The sequence below is a fragment of the Ruegeria sp. J8 genome (genome assembly GCF_056531925.1).
Genome location: NZ_JBQFMR010000002.1, coordinates 560843 through 583798, shown reverse-complemented (window position 1 = coordinate 583798; position 22956 = coordinate 560843). Strand labels below are relative to the sequence as shown.

Here is a 22956-nt window from a genome sequence, read left to right as displayed (position 1 = left end):
GCCACTATAGGTCAAGTCAGGTGAACGTGAAGGAAATGGCCTGTTTATGTTCTGTTAAACCTGACAACCCGCACCACGTCGCCTTTAGACCGGAAAGCCTAACCTTGTGATCAACTGCCAGATATCGCGGTTGGCGTCCGAGAGTTTTTTCACTACGCCTTCAATCTCGGTCAGCGCTGCGGCGTCAACGGTGTCTTCGCGTCCCAGCTTGATGTCGGTTTTCCGGTCTGAAATCCGCATAAGAATCGTCTTGGGATTTCCACTGTCAGGGTCGAAGGAATAGATGCAGTGATTGTACTTGTTGCGAATGCCCGAAAGTTTCGACAAGCGCTGGGTGTGCTCCAGAATCGCATCCCTCAGATCGGGGGGGCGACCGTCCATCTTTGCCAGCCGTTCCACCAGATCAATGCGTGCACGGGTGGTGTTGAGGGTCAGAAAAATGATGACCGCGACATCCTTGTTGGTTCCGCTCAGCCCGGCGATCAGGTGGATCAGCAGGCTTTCTGTATTGGTCCACATATAGTTCAGCTTGCCGACCAAAAGGACAAGACGGTCAAAGCGGGTTTCGAAATCCTCAGTCGCTGGCAAGTTCATGGGCTTCGTCCGGGGCGACTTCGAAAAAGAACTGTGCAGCGGCGGTTCTGTTGCTGACGCCGATCTTTCCGGCGACATTGTGCATGTGCAACTTCACCGTGTGTTCGGTTATACCAAGATTGGCCGCGATGATCTTGTTACTGTGCCCTTTTGATACCTGTTGCAGGACCTGCTTTTCCCTCCGGGTCAGTTTGGAATAGAGCGGGTGCGGCTCAGGCGCGGCAGGCGTAGAGCCTGCGTGCTGCTTGGGTGGGCTTTGCAAGTTGGAGACGCTGTCTGCAAGAAAGCCGGGCAGGTATAGTTCCTCATGCAGCAACAATCGAAGGATCGCGCGCCAGACATCGGGACCGACATTCATTGGCAGAAAACCGATATCTCCATGGCGAGTCCGGTCCCATTGCTCAAACAGAAAGCGGGCGGATTCCTCTTTTCGATACGCGTAGGCCAAGCTGCCGCTGCCCACGCAATCGCGATAATGTCTGGGACGGGCCAGAAGATCTTCCAGAATCATCTGATCGACGATCACGATCCTACCGGGGCCGGTGGTAGGGTCGCCATATGTCGGCAGGGCTGAGATTGAATCGTAGCGGTGTGTGGTGACACCAAACTCTGTTTCAACACCCGTTAGGGTCTGGTCCGAGTAGAAAAGCTCTTTACCAATAAAATTTACCGAGAATTCGTCAAAACCAAATTGGTTTTGCGCAGCATTTTCCCGAAACGGAATGCTCATCATTCCCCCCTTGTCAAAACCTGCACCGCTAAGCGGCGAAATAGCAAACTGGCAATTCGAATAATATTAACCGAACATTAACGCACTTTCGGTGCAGGCTATAGGGAAAAGTGCAAATTTCCTGGTTGCACGGTCGTTAACGCGCAAACAGTTCTAGAACTTAAGTTTAGGATCAGGGGCGTTTCACCCGCTTAAGTAGAGGCAATTTAACGAGTTTTCTCGATATGCGATTAGCTAAAAAATCAGCAGCCGAAAAAGTCGCGCATTGTTCGTGATTTGGAAATAATCAATCCGAATCAGGTGATTACCCGTTCTAGTGCTTCCGGCTAGCTATTCAGGCCAGTTTCCTCCTGCAACCATGGAACGGCTCCAATTAACGGGGCGAAAGATCCGAACGTGTCTGCGAATCGCGCATTTCCGCGAACGTCTTGGCAGATGCAGGACCGGCTAAGCCGGGGAAAGGAGGGTGGAGGACAATCTCACTGTGAAATACGCATCCGCGCGGGTTTTGCGCGAGTGCGCTGTTTGTTTCAACCGCGCCCGTAACCGTTTTTGAAAGAGTGACGGTCAGTGCGCTTAATAAGTGGAAATTGATATGTCAAAACGTCAACAACCCCATAACAGCATTACCGATATTGACGAGGTGAACGTGGATACGATCATCGCGCCAATCGACGCAGATATCCATGTGGATGACGCCTATGTTGATGCTGACCTGACGTCGCAAGAGACGGATGTCGACAATGATGTCGACAACGAACAGGGCCAGGGTCAGGACCAAGCGCAAGCTCAGGCGACGTCTGTTGAAAATGGTCAGGGTCAAGACCAAGCCCAAGGCCAGGATCAGGGCCAGGGCCAAGATCAAGGTCAGGGTCAGTCGCAAAGCAATGGCGACAATGACAACTCGAACAGCAACTCGGTCACGATCGACTTCGGCGACGGAGAAGGCTTGCCGAAAGACAATGACACTGTCGATATTGACGCGTCAGGTTCGGCTGAGCTGGGCGATGTCATCACCGTTGCAGGCGATATGGACTATGACCCGGGCGACGACCTGAATCTGGACATCGACCTGAGCGGTGAAGGCAATGACATGTCTTCGATCAGCAGCCAGGTCGCAAACTTGTCCGACAATGACCATCTGGGCTCGGCCGCCGTTCGCAACGAAGGCGAATTTGACCAGAGCGGCAATGCTCATGGTGGCACCGCGACGGCCCATGAAGGCATCGGCTCTTCAACCGATGGTGGCAACTCCGGCAGCGGTGGCAGCACCGATGGCGGCGCGGCAAGTGCCCAAACCCATGGCGCTGACGCGCTGGCCTTTGGTGGTCTGACCGGCAACGCGGATGGTACAGGCGTTGGTGGTGACGGCGGCTCGACCGGTTCAGCATCCAACATCGGCCTGGGTGTCGGTGTGTCGGGTGCCGAGTCCAACGGCAGCAGCAGTGGCGGCGAAGGCGGAGACGCCGGTAGCATCTCTGGAGCAAGCAACACAGGTTCATCCGACACCGACGCAGACGGCACCAGCGGTGAAGGCGGAGACGCAAGCTCGTTTGGGCTGGGTCTGGGTCTGGGCCTGTCGAATGCCGACAATGATGGCCAGTCTTCCGGTGGCAACAATGCTTCGGTCGCAGAGGCGCTTGGCGCGGGTCTTGGCGCGAACGACTCGTCCGCGCAAGGCGCAGCCGGTGGCGACGGTGATGCGGATGCGGATGGTCAGGCCGGCAATGGCAGCAGCAGCGACACCGACGCCAACGATGCGGCGGCCGGAAATGTCGGTCTGGGTCTGGCTGGCAGCTTGGCAGGCAGCGACGCTGATGCCGATGGTGGTGAAGGCGCAGGTGCCGAAGGCTCTGGGGCCCAGGGCAACGGCGCAGAAGGCATGGGCGGTACCGGTGATGCTGGCAACGGCACGGGTGGTGCAGGCACGGGTGCTGAAGGCACTGGTGGCACTTCCGGTCAGGTCGATGCAGCGCTTGCAGCTCTGAACCAGCAAAACGGTCTGTCCGGGCTGAACGCAGGTCAGGCCGGTGCCGGCAACGGCGGTGGCGACACCAATGGCGGCAATCCGGGAACTGGCGGTGACGGAACCGGCGCGTTTGGATCTGGCGGCGACGGAACCGGAGGCTTTGGCTCGGGTGGCGACGGCACCGGCGGCTTCGGCTCGGGTGGCGATGGCACCGGCGGTAGCGCGACAGGCGGTACAGCCGGAGCAAACGCCGGCGCGCAGGGTGTCGGCGATCAGGCGACAACCGGTCCGAACATCACCCAGTCTCCGGGTGACGTGAACGGGTCGGCCAGCAACTCGCAGAACACCAGTGGCGATGGCGGAGCAGGTGGCACAAACGACACCGACGGCTCGGCCAGCGGCACCGGAACCGGCACCTCGACCGCCGATGGTTTCGGCGGCGGTGGCGGCGCGATCCAGCAAGGCGCGACGTCGGATGGTTCGGGCACCGGTTCGGCCGATGCGATGAACACGGCCGGAGACGGTGGTCTGGTGGATGTGTTTGCGCAGGCAGACACAGATGGCTCGGCGGACAGTCTTGCCGAATCCATTGCCGGATACGGAGGTGACGCGTCTTCAGACAATGATGCCACCTCTGATGCATCCGGTTCGACGGACGGGTCGGCGACCTCAGGCTTTGGCGGCGGCGGCGGCGCCGGGGCCGGTATGGGCGGCACCAGCGGTGAAGCAATCGGTTGGGCGACTACCGGCCACACAGCTGGTGGGATAGTCACTGGTGGCGATGCTTCGGGTGCGAACTCAGGCGCAGGTGGCACCGGTGGCAACGCGGGTGTCTGGGGCTCGAACAATGCCGGTGACGGCATCGTATCGGGTGAATCCTATGCTTCGTCTGCCGCAGTTGTGGACACCACGGCCTTCAACCAGTCGATCGTCATGGGTGCCAACGTGCTTGGCAACTCGGTCGATACGACCATGGTTGGTGGATCGATGACTTCGTCCTACTCCAGCGACGATACCGACGTATAAGCCGGTGTCCCAGCCGGAGATCGGCTAAACCCCCACGATCTTCGGCAAAAACATGCTGAGGCCGCATGGTGCGGCCTCAGCCCAACTTAACCCAAAACGGAAAATTCTGGCCGGGATGGGGAAAGGAACAGTGTTATGTCGCTCGACAGTATCAGTGAAACGATTGCTCATTTTATTGGAACATTTGAACTTACCAGCGAACAGGCCCGATGGCGGGATCAGTATGACGAATTTGTCGCATTCAGGCGCAAGGCGGAACTGGAAGAGCTTGAAGATGCGACCGTCATCAAGGTCAAGGCGGGGTTGAAGCTGGATCCGGGGAAATATGATGCCCTGCCATTCAGAACGGATGCGCCACAGGCTGATATAGCCCCTGCACCCGCGCAGGCGATGTCCGTGGCGGCCCCGGTTCCGGGTTTCGGTCTGGTGCCGAATGCCGATGATTTCATTTCCGACGTGCAGCTTCCGGCGATCTCATTTCAGACCGTAGTTCTGCAACCGCAATTGATCCCTGAGCTGATCGGGTCGGCCGTGACCTATACCGTTCAAACTCTGCGTCTAAGCGACAATGACACCCTTGGACAGGCCGAGTTCCGCGATGTCGAAACCTTGATTGCGCAGGGCGACGCCTTGGCGGCGGTTGCGGAGTCGCTGCACGCGGTATCGGTCCCGTCTCTGAATATCGCCGATTATCAGTCGGTTGAACACATTCAAGCCCTCGTCGAAGAGGTACAGCAGACCATCGAGGTCGAAGGCGCGACGGTGCATCAGTTCCAGGGCGAAGACGCGATGGGTGCCATCGTGAACGGCGAACATGTCGATGAGGCCCCTGACTGGAGCGAGCTTCTGCCGCAGCATCATCAACCCGATGAGGACCAGACAGAGGATCTGCCCGAAGAACTTCTTCCCGCCGAGTGGGACCAGTCCGAAGACTCGGAATTTGGCGAAGGGCATACCGTATCCACCGGTGGCAATCTGGCCGTCAACGAAGTTGCCGTCACAGTGGCCTGGGTCGACGCGCCAGTGATCGCGGTGGGCGGGCAATCGGTCAACGTGACCGTCGTCAGTCAGGTTGCGGTAGTGTCGGACATTGACACCGGCGATGCCGGTGCGCAAAGCGACACGATGGTGGTTCAAACCTCGACCATCACCGTTGAAGGCAACGAGGCCCATTGGCTGGATGACAACGTCGCGGCCGAGGGGCAGGATCCTCTGGTCGCTGTGACCTGGATTGCGGGCGATCTGGTGGTCACGAATTTCATCCAGCAAGAAATCGACGCCACCGATATCGACCACATCGAAACCGAGATCACCGCATCGTCCAGCCTTTACGTGATGGGTGACAATGTTCTGATCAACGTAACCGAGATTCTGCAACTTGGCAGCTATTACGACGTGATCCTGATCGGCGGGGACATGATTTCGGTGGATATCGTTCACCAGACAATCGTGTTCCTCGATGATGACGAGATCAACGGTGGCATTCCGGATGAGGATGATGACAATCTTGTTGTCAATCAGGTGGCGCTGACCACGATGGGTGAGGACACGCATGAGGAGTTGGACGCCAGCTTGGCGGGTGTTCTGCCGCTTGAGGAAATGGACACCGAAGCGCTGGAAGACGCCTTGCTGAACAACCCGGACTTCGCGGGGATGGAACAGATTCGGGTCCTCAAAATCGACGGCGATCTGGTGCAGGTTAACGCGATTGAACAGATCACGATCCTGCAAGACCAGGACGACATCAACCTTAACGGGGAAGCGGGTGCAGTGGCTTCTGCGTTGGGGGCTGGAAATGCGGTTCTGAATACCGCGGGTGTGGTAAAAGCCGGCGTCGATTCCGTGGTCATGACCGGTGAGGGCGAATATTCCGACCTCGTGCTGCATCAGGCCAGTCTGATCGACACGCCGGACGATGATCTGGATGTTGAGATCGGAAATGATGCCATCGCTGTCCTTATTGACACGGTGGATGGACCCGGAAACTCGGAAAACGCGCCGGGCCACAACAAGATGACCCCGTCCGAGATGGCCGAAAGCTTCGATGATGGTCTGCAAACCATGCTGGCCTGATTTCCCTGTTGGATACGAGTGTTTCGAAAGTTTGAGTATGTCGATTTTGTTCTCGTCGCGCCGATCCCTGTTCGCCAGCCCACTGGACGGACGCGGTGGTGGTGGCCCGACCAAGGCCCCTGCAGATGACCCCGTGACCAAACCCGCCAAAATGGCGAGCTTGCGGTTAAGCCAGGATCTGCGTGTGCATAATCCGGTGACGTTTCCACCCAAGGCCCCAAAAGTCTCTGAACTGCAACCTTCACCAAAGGGCACGCAAAGTGCTCAAGAAACGACATTCCTCCGTCACGCCGAGAAATCCCTTCGGCGTGACGTTCCGCAGCCCGTCAACGACAAACTCCAGAAGGGCCGCGAAGCTGGGGTGGCCGATGCCAAAGGCCCCGATCCGGAAACCGCCAGGGAGAAGACCGACCGGACGCCCCCCCCGGATCGCTCAAAAGGCGGTGGACAATTGGGAACCACGATCGAGGCCAAGGCGAACCAACCTCTGCCGCTCCGGAAAGAGGGCGGTGGGGATGGCAAAGGGCCACCCCAGACCTTTCACAAACGCACTCCGCCCGAGGACTTTCAGCAGACGCTGCGAATTTCGATGTGGGCAATCTTGCGCAATCTGGCTTTTGTGCTGGTGCTGACTTGCGCAACCAACATCCTGATCCTGGCCATCCCGATCTACCTGTTTCAGATCAGCGACCGCGTATTGACCAGCCGGTCTCTGGACACGTTGATCATGCTGACCGCGATTGTGGCCGGGGCGGTGATCTTTCAATCAGCCTTTGATGCGGTGCGCCGATTCATGCTGATGCGCACAGCGGTCGAGGTAAACGCCCGGTTGGGTGCGCCCATCCTCAGCGCGGCGGCCCATGCCTCGCTGCATGGGACCGGACGGGAATATCAGACGCTGGGCGATTTGCAGCAGGTCCGCGGATTTCTGGTGTCGGGCACGTTGATCTCATTTCTGGACGTGCCGTTCGCGCCCTTGTTCATCCTGATGATTTTCCTTGTGCACCCGCAACTTGGCACAATCGTGATCGTGACTGCGCTGCTACTGATGATCATCGCTCTGATCAACCAGCGCATGACCGCCAAGCCCTTTGCCGAGGCGAACCGGGCTCAGTCCATGGCCAACCAGCATCTGGATTCGATGGCGCGCAACAGTCAGATCATCAACGCTTTGGCGATGATCCCCGAGGCGGTGCGCATTTGGGGCCGCGACACCGCGCAGTCGCTGACATGGCAGGTGCGGGCGCAGGATCGGAACGTCATCTTTGCTGCGATTTCGCGCGCGGTGCGCTTACTTACACAAATCGCAATTCTGGGCTGGGGCGCGTATCTTGCCCTGCAAGGTGAGATCACCGGCGGCATGGTCATTGCAGCCTCGATCATCGCCGGGCGCGCCTTTGCCCCGATTGAAGGATCCATCGAAGGGTGGAACACCTTCCTGCTGACCCGCGCTGCCTTTGGTCGGATCAAGACCCTTTTGACCAAGTCCGAGTTGCAATACGAAAAGCTGCGCCTGCCGCGCCCCGAAGGCCGGTTGGATGTCGAACGGCTTCTTTACGTGCCCGGCGGGACCAAACGCGTGGTGCTGAACGGGATCGGGTTTTCGCTCAATCCCGGTGAGACACTGGCCATTATCGGCAATTCCGGGGCGGGCAAGACGACGCTGGGCAAGACACTGGTGGGCTCGATCCTGCCAACGTCGGGCAGCGTGCGACTGGACCTGATGGATATCCGCAACTGGGACCCGCGCCAATTCGGTGAGAGTATAGGTTATTTGCCGCAGGACGTGCAGCTGTTTCCCGGCAGCATCAAGGACAATATCGGCCGCATGCGTGAGGACGCGACGGATGAGCAAATCCACGACGCCGCCGTGCTGGCCGATGTGCACAACATGATCGCCACGCTGCCTCAAGGGTATGAGACTGTTGTCGCCGCCGATGGCTCTCCGCTGTCCGGCGGTCAAAAGCAGCGCATCGCGCTGGCGCGCGCGTTCTTTGGTAACCCACGTATGGTGGTTCTGGACGAGCCGAACTCGAACCTGGACGTGGCCGGGGATCAGGCTTTGGCACGGGCGATTGCGCAGGCCAAGGCGAACAAGATCACGGTGGTGGTGATCACGCAAAAGCCGACTTTGCTGAATGCGGTCGACAAGATCATGCTGCTGACCGACGGGCGGGTCGCCCTGTTCGGTCAGCGCGAACAGGTGCTGCAACAGCTGAACGGGCCGCGTAAACAGCCCGGTATCGAAGGCCAGAAGGGGAATGCGACATGAATGATCTGGTGCCCGTCAACAATGATCCCAAAGACCCCGAGGTGTGGTATGCCGAGGTTCCACGCTCGATCAGCAAATTCGTTGTCGTCGGAATGGTGCTGCTGGTTGTCTGTTTCGGCGGGTTCGGCGTGTGGTCCTTTCGCGCGCCCTTGGCTGCCGCCGTGATTGCGCAGGGCAGCTTTGTCGCCACTGGACGCAACAAGATCGTGCAGCATCTGGAAGGCGGCATCATCGAAGATATCAAGGTCATCGAAGGTCAATCGGTGCAGGCCGGGGAGGTCCTGATGACATTGGACCAGACCTCTGCCGAGGCCAATGAGCGTGAGCTGTTCATCCGTAAAATCCGCCTTCAGGCGATGAGCCAGCGCCTGTTGGCCGAGTATGAAGAACGCGAGCGGCTGGAATTTTCGCCCGATCTGATCAAGGCCACCGATGACGTCGAGGTGATGACGATCCTAGACGGCCAGAAGATCAGCTTTGACGTCTCGCGCAAGACCCTACTGAACGATATAGCTCTGCTTCAGCGCAATATGGAAGCGCTGCGCATCCGCTCCAGCGGGTTTGAGGCGCAGTTGGACAGTATGCGGGTGCGCTCGGCCATTTTGCAGGAAGAGTATGAGACCAAAGAGGCGCTGTTTGAAAAGGGTTTGGTCCGCAAAGGCGAGCTAAACACGATCCGCCGCGTGCAGGCCGAGGCCGATGGTCAGCAGGCGCGGTTGGCGGCTGAGACCGCCGAGGTCAACCAGATGATGCTGAAATACGAAGAACAGATCACCCGAACGCGGTCGGCCTACCGCGAGGCGGCATTGGACGAGCTGGGCGTGATCGAGGCCGATCTGGAAAGTGTCCGCGAAAAAGCCCGTCAGGCCCGCAGTGTTCTGGACCGCGCCGTTGTGCGCGCACCGGTTACGGGCACAGTCGTGCGGCTGCATTATCACACGCCGGGCGGGGTGATCGAAACAGGTGAACCCATCGCCGAAATCCTGCCCGCCGACGCCCCCCTGATCATCGAGGCTCAAATCCCGCGTACCGAGATCGACAGCGTCGTGACGGGACAGGACGCCACCGTGCGATTGGTCGCCTTGAACCAGCGCACGACTCCGGTGCTGAGCGGCGAGGTCTTTTACGTCTCGGCCGATGCCTTGCTCGAGGACTCTGCGGGTGCCCCGCAAGAGGTCTATTTGGCCCGAATCTCGCTGCCGCCGGAGGAGATTGACCGCGTGCGCGGCTTTATCCCAACGCCAGGGATGCCAGCCGAGATCATGATTCAGACCGAGGAACGCACTTTCGCGGCCTATATCGCCAAGCCGGTGACAGACAGCATGTCGCGTGCCTTCCGCGAACATTGATCGCCCGTGTAGGGCGATCCCACTACACCTTCCAATTTTCGCATGTTACCCTGTCGGCAGCACCAACAGGAGAGATACAGATGCCCTTGACCGTGAAAGAGATGATGGAAGCCGCCAATGCCAGCGTGGAGCGGATCGACATGGCCCGCGCCGCCGAGATTCTGGGGCAGGGCGGTTTACTGCTGGATGTCCGCGACGGGGCCGAGTTGCAGAAGACGGGCCGTGCCAGTGGTGCGCATCATATCTCTCGCGGGTCGCTTGAATTCAGCGCAGATGAGGCGCTGAAGTCCCATGACCCTGAGTTGCGTAAGGATCGCCCCATTGTTTTGTATTGCGCTGCCGGGGGACGTGCTGCCCTAGCGGGCAAATTACTCAAGGATATGGGCTATGCTCAGGTCTACAATTTGGGTGGCTTTTCCGATTGGGTGAACGCAGGCGGTGAAGTGTCAGAAGAATAGAAAAATTTTTGACCTGACACATGTCAGGGTCTGCGGGAGTGTACCGCGTTACAGTTGTGGTCAGTTACATAACAAAGGGCAACTGACCATGTTACGTCTTGCGACAACTCTTTATGCCATGATTTCCACTGCACTGGCCGGAACGGCTGTGATCGCGGTTCTGGTTGCGGGCACGAATTCCGTGGCCACCATCGTATTGGCAGCGGCATTGGGATTTGCGTTGGCGGCACCGGTCTCGTGGCGGGTAGCCCGAAACCTGTATAACGACGCAGCCTGATCAGGCGTTCAGGAACGCCCGGACCGATGCCTCGAACTCGCGCGGTTTTTCAGCGTGTAGCCAATGGCCTGCGCCGGGGATCTTGGCAAAGCGCGCGGTCGGGAACAGGGCCCGGATCGCGGGGCGGTGTTCGGGCAGGACATAATCCGACGCGCCCCCCGACAGAAACAGGGTCGGTTTGGTGCATGTGCCGGTGATGTCAGGAAAGCTCATGATCTTGGGCATCTCGGCGGCCAAAACGTCCAGGTTCAGCAGCCAGCGTTGGCCCTTGATGTCCAGCGACTGGGTGAAAAAGCTTTGCAGGGCTTTCTCAACCCCCTGATCGGCCAGCTGCTGTTCGGCGTCCGAGCGGCGCGTGACCTGCGTTAGATCAACTGCGCGCATCGCCTCGATGAACTTGATCTGGCTGTGGGTATAGGTCACGGGTGCGATGTCGGCGACCACTAGCTTGCGCAGTTTCTCACCATGCAGCAAGGCCAGTGCCATGGCCGCCTTGCCGCCCATCGAATGCCCCACCACATCGGCCTGTCCGCCGAAATGGTCAATCACCTCGGCCAGATCATCCGCCATGCTTGGGTAATCATGCTGTAGGGTCCACGCGCTGTTGGAATGGTTGCGCATATCGACGGCAACGACTTGCCGCTCATCCGATAATCTGCGCGCAATTACGCCCCAGTTGCGGCCAGAGCCATAGAGCCCATGGGCAATCAGCAACGGGGGGTTTGAAGTTGGCTCACCATGGACAATCGTATTCAGCATGACCGAGTGATACCCGTCACCGGTCCAAACAACCAGCCCCATTGTCGTGCTGGCGCCACCCGGATATGGTGCCGCGTCAGGAGGCCCCAATATGGCGCAAAACCCCGATATTCAAACTCAAATCGCGCAGACCGTGCAGCTGTTGCGCGACAAGCTGGGTGTGCGGGATAAGACGCTGACGGCCTCGGTCAGAAAGGCCAAACGTCAATTGCCCCGACGCATCTATAAGCAGGCGCTGCTTTTGGCGAATGCCGAACAGATGGCGGCCCATCCCAAGCTGAGGCTGGTGCTGGATACGCCCAAACTGGCTCGCGCGTCAGAAGAGGTGCAGGATCATCTGACCGGCATCAATTTGGCCGACCGCAGGTTGGGCTGGTTTCTGGGGATGTTGGGTGGGTTGGCTTTCAACCTGCTGGCGTTGTTGGTTCTGCTGCTGGTGTTTTTGCGCTGGCAGGGCTTCATATGAAAAACGGCGCCGCTTGGGGCGCCGTTCAGCCTGTTGATATCCTGAAAAATTACAGGTTCGGGTAGATCGGGAAGCGGGCGCACAGCTCGGCCACTTCGGCTTTGACCTTGGCTTCGACCTCGGCATTTCCGTCTTCGCCATTGGCGGCCAGACCGTCGACCACTTCGATGATCCAGTCCGCGATCTGGCGGAACTCGACCTCGCCAAAGCCGCGGGTGGTCCCGGCGGGGCTGCCCAGACGGATACCGCTAGTGATGGTCGGTTTTTCCGGATCAAACGGCACACCGTTCTTGTTGCAGGTGATGTGCGCACGACCCAGGGCCTTTTCGGTCGCGTTGCCCTTGACGCCTTTAGGGCGCAGGTCAACCAGAACCACATGGGTGTCGGTGCCGTGCGTAACTGTGTCCAGACCGCCTTTGATCAACTGATCAGACAGCGCCTGTGCGTTGTTGATGACCTGCTGGATGTAGGTCTTGAACTCGGGGCGCAGCGCCTCACCAAAGGCAACGGCTTTACCAGCGATGACATGCATCAGCGGACCGCCCTGAATGCCGGGGAAGATGGCCGAGTTCACTTTCTTGGCGATCGCCTCGTCGTTGGTCAGGATCATGCCGCCGCGCGGGCCGCGTAGGGTCTTGTGGGTAGTGGTGGTCGCGACATGTGCGTGCGGGAAGGGGCTTGGGTGCTCGCCTGCGGCAACCAGACCGGCAAAGTGTGCCATGTCGACGTGCAGATAGGCGCCGACCATATCGGCAATCTCCCGCATGCGGGCAAAGTCGATCTGGCGCGGAATGGCGGAACCACCGGCGATGATCAGCTTGGGCTGATGCTCTTTCGCCAGCGCTTCGACCTGATCGTAGTCCAGCATGTTGTCCTGCTGGCGTACGCCGTATTGAACAGCCTTGAACCACTTGCCCGACTGGTTGGGGGCCGCGCCGTGGGTCAGGTGGCCACCTGCATCCAGGCTCATGCCCAGAATGGTGTCGCCGGGTTGGATCAGTGCTTGGAACACGCCTTGGTTGGCCTGCGAGCCCGAGTTGGGCTGCACGTTGGCGAATTCACAATTGAAGAGCTGCTTGGCGCGGTCGATGGCCAGGTTCTCGGCTATGTCGACGAACTGGCACCCGCCATAGTAGCGGCGACCGGGGTAGCCTTCGGCGTATTTGTTGGTCATCACCGAACCCTGAGCTTCCATCACGGCGGCAGAGACGATGTTCTCGGATGCGATCAGCTCGATCTCGTCGCGCTGACGGCCCAGCTCGGATGTGATCGAGCCGAAAAGCTCGGGGTCACGATCCGCGAGAGACTGGGTGAAAAAACCTGTGTCACGAAGGTTGGCGTTCATTGGGGGCTCCGCATGGCTGGAATTATCTTGCGGATTTCCTATCGGAAACGGCAGATATGCAAAAGCTGTAAAGCGACGATTTGGCCCGCTGCGGCGTCAAGACTGGCCTATCGGGGAAAGGTATGGTTGTTTCGGAACCAAATGTTCAGCACCGGAAACTGCAACCGATGATTCAGAGAATCGCTTTTCTCGCCAGCGACGCCAAGGTGGCCCAGACCGCCCGTGATGCGCTGGTGCGGCGCTATGGCAATGCGGCCCCGCGCGACGCGGATGTGGTTGTCGCTTTGGGCGGTGACGGTTTCATGCTGCACACGCTGCACAACATGCAGCATCTGGATACGCCTGTTTACGGGATGAATCGGGGCACGATCGGCTTTCTGATGAACGAGTTTCACGAGGCAGATCTGATGGAACGCCTCGCCGATGCAGAAGAAGAAGTCATCAATCCGCTGGCCATGCGCGCCATGGATCAATCCGGCAAGATGCATGAGGCTTTGGCGATCAACGAGGTGTCGCTGCTGCGGGCCGGTCCGCAGGCCGCCCGGCTGAGGATTAGCGTGGATGGGCGTGTTCGCATGGATGAACTGGTGTGCGACGGGGCGCTTTTGTCTACGCCAGCGGGGTCGACGGCTTATAACTACTCGGCACATGGACCAATCCTGCCGATAGGATCGGATGTGCTGGCATTGACCGCTATTGCCGCCTTTCGCCCCCGACGTTGGCGCGGGGCCTTGCTGCCCAAGATCGCAAAAGTGCGGTTCGATGTTCTGGACGCTGACAAACGCCCGGTGATGGCAGATGCCGACTCGATCTCATTCCCGGATATCGACTGGGTTGAGATTCGGTCTGAGCCTTCAATTCAGCATCGCATCCTGTTCGATCCCGGCCACGGGCTGGAAGAGCGGCTGATTTCTGAGCAATTCACGTAGTTTCCACAGTCGACTACGGTTTTTTCGCGCTTATGTGAACCAGTTCACAGGAGTTTGATTAACCTGGGGTTAATGTGAACTTGCCCGGAGACACATCCAAGGCGGGAGTGAGTGGCCGCCGACGGTGTTTTCGAAATGACCGCGCAGTTTAGGCGCTGACAAGGGTAGGTGGTGCTACGCTTGTTATCGGATCTCCGGGCATATTTTAGAAAGTGGACCCCGGGCACAAAACCCCGGGGTCAATTTCTTTTGTCGGGGGTTATTCTGCGGAACCCATCTTATCCCACAGTGGCAGACACATCTGCCCAACGCGCGCCTCAATGGCCGCGGCCGCATCAACCGCCATGTCCTCACGCCAGCGCGGGGCTGCGATCTGAACATTGATTGGCTGCGCTCCTTTTGGCAGTTCTGCCAAACGCGCCGGAACGCAGGCTGCGGGCAACCCGAGGAAATTCATCGCATAGGAATAAACCGCGCAGCCCAGCACCTCATGCACGCCTTCAGGGCCTTCTGTATCGCGGTCGGGTCTAAAGAATGGTTGCGGCAGGAAAGGCGACAGAACCAATGGGTAGTCCTGCATGAACAGAGACCATTCGCGGGCATAGTGTGTGCGCTTGGCCAGCATCTCAATCAGCTCTGTACCGGTGATCGGCGGGAACTCCTGAAAATACACGTCGAATATATCGCGGATGGTCTGCGACCCCGCTGCCTTGATATCAGTTTTCAACAGGGTCAGTACTTCGCCCATCAAAGCGCGGTATCCGTTGCGCCCACAATCAAAGACATCAGGCGGATCGACCTCTGTTACCGCATATCCTGCGTCAATCAGCGCGTCACGGGCAGTATCTAAGGCCTTTGCGACTTCTGGATGCAGATCATAGCCGAACGTGTTCTTTGTAAAAGCAACCTTGATAGGTCCGTCATAGGCGGCCCCACGCCATGGCATCGGCACATGGAACGGATCGCGCGGGTCGGCGGCGATCAGGCTGGGCATCGACAGGTGCAGATCGGTGGCTGAACGGGTGATCAACCCCTGCACCGACATGGATTGCGCCAACAGGCCGCGTTCCACCTTTTGGCTCGGGTTCCACGCAGGCACGCGGCCCAATCCCGGCTTTACGGTCACGGCCCCGTTTGCCGCCGCCGGAAACCGCAGACTACCGCCAATATCATTGCCATGCGCCAAGGCCCCGATCCCAGCCATCACCGCCGAGCCGGCCCCGCCCGAGGACCCACCAGGCGAGATATGCCGCCCCCAGGGGTTATGTGTGCGGCCGTGCAGCTCGTTGTCGGTATCGGCGCGAAAGGAAAACTCGGGCGTATTCGTGCGCCCTAGGACGACGGCGCCAGCATTTTGCAGGTTTCGCACTATGGGCGCATCGTCCGGCGCGATCACGTCTTTCAAAGCCACGACCCCATTCGTGGTCGCGTGTCCTTTTTGGTCGACATTGATTTTGATCGTCACGGGCACACCGTGCAGCGGACCGGGCTCCGTGCCCGCAGCCACGGCCTGATCCAGCGTATGCGCGTGCGTCAATGCCTCAGTGCTCAGGTCTTCGACCACGGCATTCAGGGCTGGATTGACTTGATGCAGCCGGTCAATCGAAGACTGAACGGCCTCCACCGCGCTGATCTGCTTGCTGCGGGTCTGCTTCGCCAAGTCCGTGGCGCTTAGTCGCCAGATGTCATTGTCGCTCATGCTCGTCCTCCGGGGTTCAACCTGAGGCGGAAGACGGCCGATGGCAAGAGGTTCAGTCCCATTTCGGGGATCCTCTTTCATCTGGCCAGAAATATCCCGGAGCGCGAGGCAGAGCCTCGCATTCGCGCGTCAGCGCAAATCGGGCGCGCCGACAGGCGCACCCTTGAGTTTCCCGTTGTTATTGTGCGTAGCCGATGGTCTTCAGCGCGTCCGTGATCTCGTCCAGAATGGCGGGATCGTCGATGGTAGCAGGCATTTTGTAGTCTGCACCATCGGCAATCGACACCATGGTCCCCCGCAGGATCTTGCCTGAACGCGTCTTGGGTAGGCGGTCCACCACAACAGCCTGTTTGAACGCCGCAACCGGACCGATCTTTTCGCGCACCAGCTTGACCACATCCTGCACGACCTCAGCATGATCGCGGTCGCAGCCTGCGTTCAGGCACAGGAAACCAACCGGCATCTGGCCCTTCAACTGGTCGGTTACTCCGATCACAGCGCATTCGGCAACGTCGGGATGGGCGGCCAGAACCTCCTCCATGCCCCCCGTGGACAGGCGGTGGCCCGCAACGTTGATCACATCATCCGTGCGCGCCATGATGTACAGATATCCGTCCTCATCAATCATGCCTGCATCGCCGGTCTCATAGTAACCGGGGAAATGATTGAGGTACGAGCTTTTGAATCGCTCTTCCGCATTCCACAACGTCGGCAACGTACCGGGGGGCAGGGGCAACTTCACCGCAATCGCGCCCAACTCGCCGGGTTTCATCGGATGGCCGCCTTCGTCCAGGATCTGCACGTCATAGCCCGGCATTGGCTTCGCTGGCGAGCCCAACTTGGTCGGCAGTTCCTCGATCCCCAGCGGGTTGCCAGCGATGGTCCAGCCGGTTTCAGTCTGCCACCAATGGTCGATCACCGGCACTTTCAACGCGTCCTGCGCCCAGACGATCGTGTCCGGGTCTGCCCGTTCTCCAGCCAGGTAAAGCGCGCCCAAATGGGACAGGTCGTAATTGGCGATCAACTCACCTTGCGGATCCTCGCGTTTGACCGCGCGGATCGCCGTCGGGGCAGTGAAAAAGCTTTTGACTTTGTGTTCGGAAATCACGCGCCAGAAGGTCCCCGCATCCGGGGTACCCACGGGTTTGCCTTCGAACACGATGGTGGTGTTGCCATGGATCAGGGGCGCGTAACAGATGTAGGAGTGCCCAACGACCCATCCCACGTCGGATGCCGCCCAAAACACGTCACCAGGGTCGACATTGTAGATATTCTTCATCGTCCAGTTCAACGCGACCAGATGGCCTGCCGTGGGGCGCACGACACCTTTGGGTGAACCGGTCGTGCCCGAGGTGTAAAGGATATAGGCAGGATCATTACCATCGACCGGGACACATTCAGCCGGTTCGACGCCGTACTGGAAGCCGTGCCAGTTAAAGTCGCGCCCTTCGACCAGCTGGGCGACTTCCTGTTCGCGTTGGAAAATAACGCAGAAATCGGGTTTGTGCTCTGCCAGATCAATCGCGCCGTCCAGCAGGGGTTTGTAGTGAACCACGCGGCCCGGCTCCATCCCGCAAGAGGCGGCGATGATCGCTTTGGGTTTGGCGTCGTCGATCCGCACGGCCAGTTCGTTGCTGGCAAAGCCACCGAATACCACCGAATGCACCGCGCCCAGACGCGCACAGGCCAGCATCGCCTCAAGCGCCTCGGGGATCATTGGCATATAGATGATAACCCGGTCGCCCTTTTCGACACCCTTGGCCCGAAGTGCACCTGCCAAATTGGCTACGCGGTTGCGCAGCTCGACATAGGAAATCTCGCGCTTGGTATGCGTGATCGGGCTGTCATAGATGATTGCAGTCTGCTCGCCCCGTCCGTTTTCGACATGGCGGTCGACAGCGTTCCAGCAGGTGTTTACGCGGGCGTCCGAGAACCACTCGTATAGCGGCGCGTTGTCATCGAACAGTGCCTTGGTCGGGGGGCTTACCCAGTCGATGCCCTTTGCGGCCTCCATCCAGAAGCCCTCGGGGTCGGATTTCCAGCCTTCGTAAACGTCCTGATATGCCACGGTGTTCTCCTCCGTCAATTCCTTGGCATGTGTGTAAGGGGCAGGGCGGCCACAGGACAAGCAAGCGGCGTGACGGAGCGTCACTTTATCGCAAAAAGTTTGCAGAATTCGCCGAACTGACTTGCAAATTTTTGCAAATGCACGACTGCGTGAGGGTTATTTGGCGATTGATGGGTAAATTTGCAAATCTGCAAATTCAGGCGTGCAAACAGATAGGGAATCGGCCGGACGCCGTTTTAGACGTCCGGCCGCAGATTATCCGTAGTGCGTGACCGGCGTTCCGGCGATGGCGGCCATGTTCAAAAGCCCCCGCGCGGTGATCGAGGGCGTCACGATATGCGCTTTGTTGCCCATCCCCATCAGGATCGGCCCGACCTCCAGCCCGTCGGCCTTCATCTTCAGAATATTCCGCACACCGCTGGCTGCGTCCGCATGAGCAAAAATCAGCACATTGGCCGAACCTTTCAGGCGCGAATTGGGGAAGATCCGCCCGCGCAGTTCGGGGTCCAGTGCCAGATCCAAGTTCATCTCGCCCTCATAGGTAAAGTCACGCGGCTCGGAATCCAGAATATCCAGCGCGGCCCGCAGGCGTTTGCCGGACCCTTCGGACTGGTTGCCAAACTGCGATTGCGAGCAGAATGCGATCTTGGGCTCTAGCCCAAAGCGGCGCACGTGACGGGCGGCCCCAATGGTGCTTTCGGCGAGTTCCTCGGGCGAGGGCAGTTGCCGCACATGAGTGTCGGCGATAAACAACGGCCCGTCTTCCAAGATCATCAACGAAAGAGCACCATGCGGGCGCAGGTCGCCGTCCGCCAACACTTGTTCCACATAGTTCAGGTGCCAGCGATATTCGCCGAAGGTGCCGCAGATCATACTGTCGGCGTCGCCCCGTTGCACCGCGATGGCGGCAATTGCGGTGTTGTTTGTCCGCATGATGGCCTTGGCCAGATCAGGCGTGACGCCGCGGCGCTGCATGAGCTGGTGGTAGGACGTCCAATAGTCGTAGTATCGCGGATCGTTTTCCGGGTTCACGATCTGAAAATCCGCACCTGGCCGCACCGTCAAACCCAACCTTTCACAGCGGGCCCCGATCACGTCTGGTCGACCGATCAGAATGGGGGTCTCGGTGGTTTCTTCCAGAATAGCCTGAGCAGCCCGCAACACCCGTTCGTCTTCACCCTCGGCAAAGACGATCTTGCGGGAAGCGGCTGCGGCGGCCTCGAAAACCGGGCGCATGATTAGGGCGGATTTGAAAACGGTCTGGTTCAGTTGTTCCTTGTACGCCTCGATATCTTCGATGGGACGCTTGGCAACGCCGCTGTCCATTGCGGCCTTGGCCACGGACGAGGACACAACCCCCACAAGGCGCGGATCAAAGGGTTTGGGGATCAGATAGTCCGGCCCAAAGGTCAACTGTTCCCCTTTATAGGCGGCTGCGGCCTCGGCACTGGTAGTAGCGCGCGCCATCTCGGCGATGCCGTCCACGCAAGCGATTTGCATCTCGTCGTTGATCTCGGTTGCACCTACATCCAGCGCGCCCCGGAAGATGAAAGGAAAGCACAGGACGTTGTTGACCTGATTTGGAAAGTCACTGCGGCCTGTGGCGATGATTGCATCCGGGGCCACTTCGCGCGCGGCGTCGGGCAGGATTTCCGGCGTCGGGTTGGCCAACGCGAAGATGATCGGGCGGCTAGACATCTTCGCGACCATTTCGGGCTTGAGCACATTCGGCCCGCTGAGGCCCAGAAACAGGTCCGCGTCGCCGATCACATCATCCAATGTACGCAGGTCGGATTTCTGCGCAAACTGATCCTTGTGCGGATTCATATCCTCGGCGCGGCCCTCGTAGACCAGCCCGTGAATATCGCACAGCCAGATATTCTCGCGCTTGACACCCAGTTTGACCAACATGGACAGACAGGCAATCCCGGCCGCCCCGCCGCCGGTCGAGACGACTTTGATATCTTCGAACGATTTGCCGGCAACGTGCAACGCGTTCTTGGCCGCAGCGCCCACGACAATGGCTGTGCCGTGCTGGTCGTCGTGAAAAACGGGGATGTTCATCCGCTCGCGGCAGATTTTCTCGACGATGAAACAGTCGGGGGCCTTGATATCTTCAAGGTTGATCGCGCCAAAGGTCGGTTCCAGCGCGCAGACGATATCAGCCAGCTTCTCGGGGTCGGGCTGGTCGACCTCGATATCGAAACAGTCGATACCGGCGAATTTCTTGAACAGAACGGCCTTGCCCTCCATCACTGGCTTCGAGGCCAGCGCACCGATATTGCCCAGCCCCAGAACAGCAGTGCCATTCGAGACCACTGCAACAAGATTGCCGCGCGCGGTGTAAAGCTCGGCATTGTGCGGGTCGGCCTTGATTTCCAGGCTGGCTTCGGCCACGCCGGGCGAATAGGCGCGGGCCAGATCGCGGCCATTCGCCATGGGCTTTGTGGCCTTGATCTCAAGCTTTCCAGGTTTGGGATGGGCGTGGTAATCAAGCGCGGCCTGCCGCAGGCTGGGTGTGTCCGACATCGACAAATCAACTCCGTTCCAAGATTTGGTTGATCGTTAAACCATTTTCCGAGGCTTGGCTACGTTGCGTCATTTCATTGCGGGTTTCCGACCTCATGGGGGTGCTGGTTGAATTCTGCCACGAAACATTTACGGTCTGCCGCGTTCGTAAACACCAATGAATACGCGCAGTGATGAAGGTCTGATATGAGCTTGAAAGACGAACGCAACCCCGGCTTGGTCCTGCACGGATCGTTCGGTGTGCAATCCGTGGGGCTGCGGGCGGTGCTGGCTGTGATGGCCTGGATTCTGGTCGTGATTTCGATCTGGCCTGTTCAGGCTTCGGCCTTCAACCAAGAAGGCGGGCTGATCGAAACCGGATCGGCATTCGCGCTGATGATGGCTGGGGTGATTGCGCTTTATCGCTATCGTGGCGTGTCGCGTTTGTATATTGGCGTTGTCTGTCTTCTGCTGGCCGAGCGCGAGCTTGAGGCAGATATCTACGCCATTGGCACTTGGCAGCATACGATCCTCAGCGGGTTGGATACAGCGCTGGACATGACCCTTGTGCGTTTGGTGCTGGTTGCAATCGTGCTTGGCGGGCTGGTCTGGCATGGAATTCCGTCTGGCTGGCGCGCGTTCAAAGCCCGCGCGCCTTTTTTGCTGGTGTTTTTCCTGGCGGGCATGTCGGCGGTGGTCGCGCAACTGCTCGAAGAGGTGTCCGGGATGATGGGTTCGGATATTTCGCAAACCATGATGCTGCGCCTGTTTGTGCTCGAAGAAACGCTTGAGATGTTCTTTTCGATTGGCATTCTGGCCGCTGTTCTGATCGGATGGCCGAAAGCCAAGACCGAAGAGACAGTGAATGACCAACAACCAGACCAAAGCTGAGATTCGCCTGCCCACGCAGGAGCTGCGCGACGATATCCCGTTTTATACCAATGTGCTGGGGATGCGGATGGATATGATTTATCCCGCCGATGACCCTCGGGTGGCGGTGTTTTCCGGCCACGGGCTGCGGCTGCGGATTGAAAAGGACGCGTCGGAAAGCCCCGGCACGTTGCGCATCCTGACCGATGACCCCGATAGCTTTGCCGACGGGCAGCGCAGCCTAGTGGCCCCGAACGGCACAAAGGTCGAGATTGATGAGCTGAATCCGCCCATGGTCATGCCCGACACCGTCCATTCCTTCGTGGTGCGCAGGCTCAAGGATCAGGCACCGTGGATCATTGGCCGTGCCGGGATGCATTACCGCGATCTGGTGCCCGACCGGCTGGGCGGGTCCATCATTGCCAGCCATATCCGCATTCCGGATGGCGGCCCGGTGCCGGATATGGTGCATTTCCACAAGGTCGGGTTCCAACTGATCTTCTGCATCCACGGCTGGGTGGATGTGGTCTATGAGGATCAAGGCGAAAAGATGCGCCTGACGGCGGGTGATTGCTTTATCCAGCCACCCGAAATCCGTCACCGCGTGCTTGAGGCATCGGACAATGTGCAGGTGATCGAGATCGGCGTGCCTGCCGAGCACGTCACCGAGATTGATCACGATATGGACCTGCCCACCCCGCACCACCGCCCCGATCGTGAATGGCAGGGGCAGAAGTTCGTCTTCAATCAGGCCGAGGGCGCGGATTGGGTGCCGTTCCGTCTGCCGGGCTATATCTGCCGCGACACAACCATTGCCGAAAACACCAAGGGCGTGGCCGGGGTGCAGGTGGTGCGCAAAGGGCAGGGTGATCCGCGATGGGCCGCCCATGACACCGATATCCATTTCACCTTTGTCATGAACGGTGCGGTCACATTAGAGGGTGAAGGGCGTGAGCCGTACCCGCTGGAACAGGGCGACGCTTTTGTGATCCCTCCGGGGATGCGGACGCGCCTGTCGGACCCGTCGGATGATGTGGAGCTGCTTGAGATCACACTGCCCGGTACGTTCAATACGCGGCTGGGATAAGAATTGCGGCGCGCGGGGCTTCACCTTGGCGCGCCGTTTCACTAGAACAGTATTTTTCTGACCGGATGATCAAAAAACGGGGAATCGCCATGAGCCTGAAAGACGCAGCCCTCTTAGTCCGCGAAAACGCCTATGCACCCTATTCGAACTTCAAGGTCGGGGCGGCGGTCCGATCTGCCTCGGGCGGGATTTATTCCGGATGCAATGTCGAAAACGTGGCCTATCCCGAAGGCACCTGCGCTGAAGCAGGGGCGATTGCCGCCATGGTCGCCGCAGGTGAGCAGGAACTGACCGAGGTTTATGTGGTTGCCTCATCGCCTCAGCCCGTGCCGCCCTGCGGGGGGTGCCGTCAGAAACTGGCCGAGTTCGGCAAGCGCGAGGTCAAGGTGACGCTGGCCTCGGTCGAAGGGTCTGAGATGGAAACCACCATCGGCGATCTGCTGCCGGGGGCCTTTGGCGCCTCGCATATGGAGTGAG

General features: G+C 59.1%; 18 protein-coding genes. 11 read left to right on the top strand and 7 right to left on the bottom strand.

Annotated elements, in window-relative coordinates:
- Positions 1 to 84: 84 nt before the first annotated feature.
- Both ACR0L1_RS06450 and ACR0L1_RS06445 read right to left on the bottom strand, forming a co-directional pair.
- Positions 85 to 594 (bottom strand): hypothetical protein, encoded by a 510-nt coding sequence (locus ACR0L1_RS06450; RefSeq protein WP_480857741.1) that lies wholly within the window; start codon positions 592 to 594, stop codon positions 85 to 87.
- The gene (locus ACR0L1_RS06445; RefSeq protein WP_237217234.1) at positions 575 to 1324 is read right to left on the bottom strand and encodes a helix-turn-helix transcriptional regulator; all 750 of its coding nucleotides are present in this window, start codon (positions 1322 to 1324) and stop codon (positions 575 to 577) included. Before ACR0L1_RS06445 ends, ACR0L1_RS06450 begins: the two co-directional genes overlap by 20 nt.
- 595 nt (positions 1325 to 1919) lie before the next feature.
- On the opposite strand from ACR0L1_RS06445, the gene ACR0L1_RS06440 reads away from it, so the two are divergent.
- The 6 genes from ACR0L1_RS06440 to ACR0L1_RS06415 all read left to right on the top strand — a co-directional run bounded on the left by ACR0L1_RS06440 (position 1920) and on the right by ACR0L1_RS06415 (position 10748).
- Positions 1920 to 4319 (top strand): CDK5RAP3 family protein, encoded by a 2400-nt coding sequence (locus ACR0L1_RS06440; RefSeq protein ID WP_170770099.1) that lies wholly within the window; start codon positions 1920 to 1922, stop codon positions 4317 to 4319.
- Between the two features lie 135 nt (positions 4320 to 4454).
- Positions 4455 to 6392 (top strand): type I secretion protein, encoded by a 1938-nt coding sequence (locus tag ACR0L1_RS06435; RefSeq protein WP_480857739.1) that lies wholly within the window; start codon positions 4455 to 4457, stop codon positions 6390 to 6392.
- A 37-nt stretch (positions 6393 to 6429) separates the two neighbouring features.
- A complete protein-coding gene (locus ACR0L1_RS06430) occupies positions 6430 to 8664 on the top strand; it encodes a type I secretion system permease/ATPase (protein WP_480857737.1) in 2235 nt (744 codons plus the stop codon).
- Entirely contained in the window at positions 8661 to 10013 is a 1353-nt protein-coding gene (locus ACR0L1_RS06425; protein ID WP_170782772.1) for an HlyD family type I secretion periplasmic adaptor subunit, read from the top strand. The genes ACR0L1_RS06430 and ACR0L1_RS06425 overlap by 4 nt, the downstream gene beginning before the upstream one ends.
- Before the next feature lie 80 nt (positions 10014 to 10093).
- A complete protein-coding gene (locus ACR0L1_RS06420) occupies positions 10094 to 10471 on the top strand; it encodes a rhodanese-like domain-containing protein (RefSeq protein WP_480502702.1) in 378 nt (125 codons plus the stop codon).
- Positions 10472 to 10559: 88 nt separating this feature from the next.
- Complete coding sequence (locus ACR0L1_RS06415) at positions 10560 to 10748, top strand: hypothetical protein (RefSeq protein WP_480857735.1); 189 nt, start codon at positions 10560 to 10562, stop codon at positions 10746 to 10748.
- On the opposite strand, the gene ACR0L1_RS06410 is transcribed toward ACR0L1_RS06415, so the two are convergent.
- Positions 10749 to 11549: an alpha/beta fold hydrolase gene (locus ACR0L1_RS06410; RefSeq protein ID WP_480857733.1), complete on the bottom strand. Its 801-nt coding sequence runs from the start codon at positions 11547 to 11549 to the stop codon at positions 10749 to 10751.
- A 49-nt stretch (positions 11550 to 11598) separates the two neighbouring features.
- On the opposite strand from ACR0L1_RS06410, the gene ACR0L1_RS06405 reads away from it, so the two are divergent.
- Positions 11599 to 11973: a hypothetical protein gene (locus ACR0L1_RS06405; RefSeq protein WP_170770121.1), complete on the top strand. Its 375-nt coding sequence runs from the start codon at positions 11599 to 11601 to the stop codon at positions 11971 to 11973.
- Positions 11974 to 12022: 49 nt separating this feature from the next.
- On the opposite strand, the gene glyA is transcribed toward ACR0L1_RS06405, so the two are convergent.
- Complete coding sequence (gene glyA / locus ACR0L1_RS06400; RefSeq protein WP_170770123.1) at positions 12023 to 13318, bottom strand: serine hydroxymethyltransferase; 1296 nt, start codon at positions 13316 to 13318, stop codon at positions 12023 to 12025.
- Between the two features lie 167 nt (positions 13319 to 13485).
- Between glyA and ACR0L1_RS06395 the strand changes: the two genes are divergently transcribed.
- The gene (locus tag ACR0L1_RS06395) at positions 13486 to 14247 is read left to right on the top strand and encodes an NAD kinase (protein WP_237215598.1); all 762 of its coding nucleotides are present in this window, start codon (positions 13486 to 13488) and stop codon (positions 14245 to 14247) included.
- A gap of 259 nt (positions 14248 to 14506) precedes the next feature.
- Here the strand turns inward: ACR0L1_RS06395 and ACR0L1_RS06390 are convergent, their stop codons facing one another.
- The 3 genes from ACR0L1_RS06390 to ACR0L1_RS06380 all read right to left on the bottom strand — a co-directional run bounded on the left by ACR0L1_RS06390 (position 14507) and on the right by ACR0L1_RS06380 (position 20543).
- Positions 14507 to 15946, bottom strand: a complete 1440-nt coding sequence (locus tag ACR0L1_RS06390; RefSeq protein WP_480502697.1) for an amidase family protein — start codon at positions 15944 to 15946, stop codon at positions 14507 to 14509.
- Between the two features lie 178 nt (positions 15947 to 16124).
- A complete protein-coding gene (prpE, locus tag ACR0L1_RS06385; protein ID WP_170770129.1) occupies positions 16125 to 18014 on the bottom strand; it encodes a propionate-CoA ligase PrpE in 1890 nt (629 codons plus the stop codon).
- Positions 18015 to 18269: 255 nt separating this feature from the next.
- Complete coding sequence (locus ACR0L1_RS06380; RefSeq protein ID WP_480857729.1) at positions 18270 to 20543, bottom strand: NADP-dependent malic enzyme; 2274 nt, start codon at positions 20541 to 20543, stop codon at positions 18270 to 18272.
- Between the two features lie 186 nt (positions 20544 to 20729).
- Here ACR0L1_RS06380 and ACR0L1_RS06375 point away from each other — a divergent pair, with 186 nt between their 5' ends.
- From ACR0L1_RS06375 to ACR0L1_RS06365, 3 genes are all read left to right on the top strand, one after another.
- Positions 20730 to 21413, top strand: coding sequence for a hypothetical protein (locus ACR0L1_RS06375; protein WP_170770132.1), 684 nt, complete (start codon positions 20730 to 20732; stop codon positions 21411 to 21413).
- A complete protein-coding gene (locus ACR0L1_RS06370; protein ID WP_480857727.1) occupies positions 21388 to 22479 on the top strand; it encodes a cupin domain-containing protein in 1092 nt (363 codons plus the stop codon). The genes ACR0L1_RS06375 and ACR0L1_RS06370 overlap by 26 nt, the downstream gene beginning before the upstream one ends.
- Before the next feature lie 89 nt (positions 22480 to 22568).
- On the top strand, positions 22569 to 22955 hold the full coding sequence (locus ACR0L1_RS06365; protein ID WP_480857725.1) for a cytidine deaminase: 387 nt from the start codon (positions 22569 to 22571) through the stop codon (positions 22953 to 22955).
- Position 22956: the final 1 nt, after the last annotated feature.

Coding starts and splice junctions, on each gene's coding strand:
- glyA (WP_170770123.1), bottom strand. CDS start 13,318: ATGAACGCCAACCTTCGTGACACAGGTTTTTTCACCCAGTCTCTCGCG.
- ACR0L1_RS06410 (WP_480857733.1), bottom strand. CDS start 11,549: ATGGGGCTGGTTGTTTGGACCGGTGACGGGTATCACTCGGTCATGCTG.
- ACR0L1_RS06445 (WP_237217234.1), bottom strand. CDS start 1,324: ATGAGCATTCCGTTTCGGGAAAATGCTGCGCAAAACCAATTTGGTTTT.
- ACR0L1_RS06375 (WP_170770132.1), top strand. CDS start 20,730: ATGAGCTTGAAAGACGAACGCAACCCCGGCTTGGTCCTGCACGGATCG.
- ACR0L1_RS06425 (WP_170782772.1), top strand. CDS start 8,661: ATGAATGATCTGGTGCCCGTCAACAATGATCCCAAAGACCCCGAGGTG.
- ACR0L1_RS06380 (WP_480857729.1), bottom strand. CDS start 20,543: ATGTCGGACACACCCAGCCTGCGGCAGGCCGCGCTTGATTACCACGCC.
- ACR0L1_RS06370 (WP_480857727.1), top strand. CDS start 21,388: ATGACCAACAACCAGACCAAAGCTGAGATTCGCCTGCCCACGCAGGAG.
- ACR0L1_RS06430 (WP_480857737.1), top strand. CDS start 6,430: ATGTCGATTTTGTTCTCGTCGCGCCGATCCCTGTTCGCCAGCCCACTG.
- ACR0L1_RS06395 (WP_237215598.1), top strand. CDS start 13,486: ATGATTCAGAGAATCGCTTTTCTCGCCAGCGACGCCAAGGTGGCCCAG.
- ACR0L1_RS06420 (WP_480502702.1), top strand. CDS start 10,094: ATGCCCTTGACCGTGAAAGAGATGATGGAAGCCGCCAATGCCAGCGTG.
- ACR0L1_RS06390 (WP_480502697.1), bottom strand. CDS start 15,946: ATGAGCGACAATGACATCTGGCGACTAAGCGCCACGGACTTGGCGAAG.
- ACR0L1_RS06450 (WP_480857741.1), bottom strand. CDS start 594: ATGAACTTGCCAGCGACTGAGGATTTCGAAACCCGCTTTGACCGTCTT.
- ACR0L1_RS06365 (WP_480857725.1), top strand. CDS start 22,569: ATGAGCCTGAAAGACGCAGCCCTCTTAGTCCGCGAAAACGCCTATGCA.
- ACR0L1_RS06405 (WP_170770121.1), top strand. CDS start 11,599: ATGGCGCAAAACCCCGATATTCAAACTCAAATCGCGCAGACCGTGCAG.
- ACR0L1_RS06440 (WP_170770099.1), top strand. CDS start 1,920: ATGTCAAAACGTCAACAACCCCATAACAGCATTACCGATATTGACGAG.
- ACR0L1_RS06435 (WP_480857739.1), top strand. CDS start 4,455: ATGTCGCTCGACAGTATCAGTGAAACGATTGCTCATTTTATTGGAACA.
- ACR0L1_RS06415 (WP_480857735.1), top strand. CDS start 10,560: ATGTTACGTCTTGCGACAACTCTTTATGCCATGATTTCCACTGCACTG.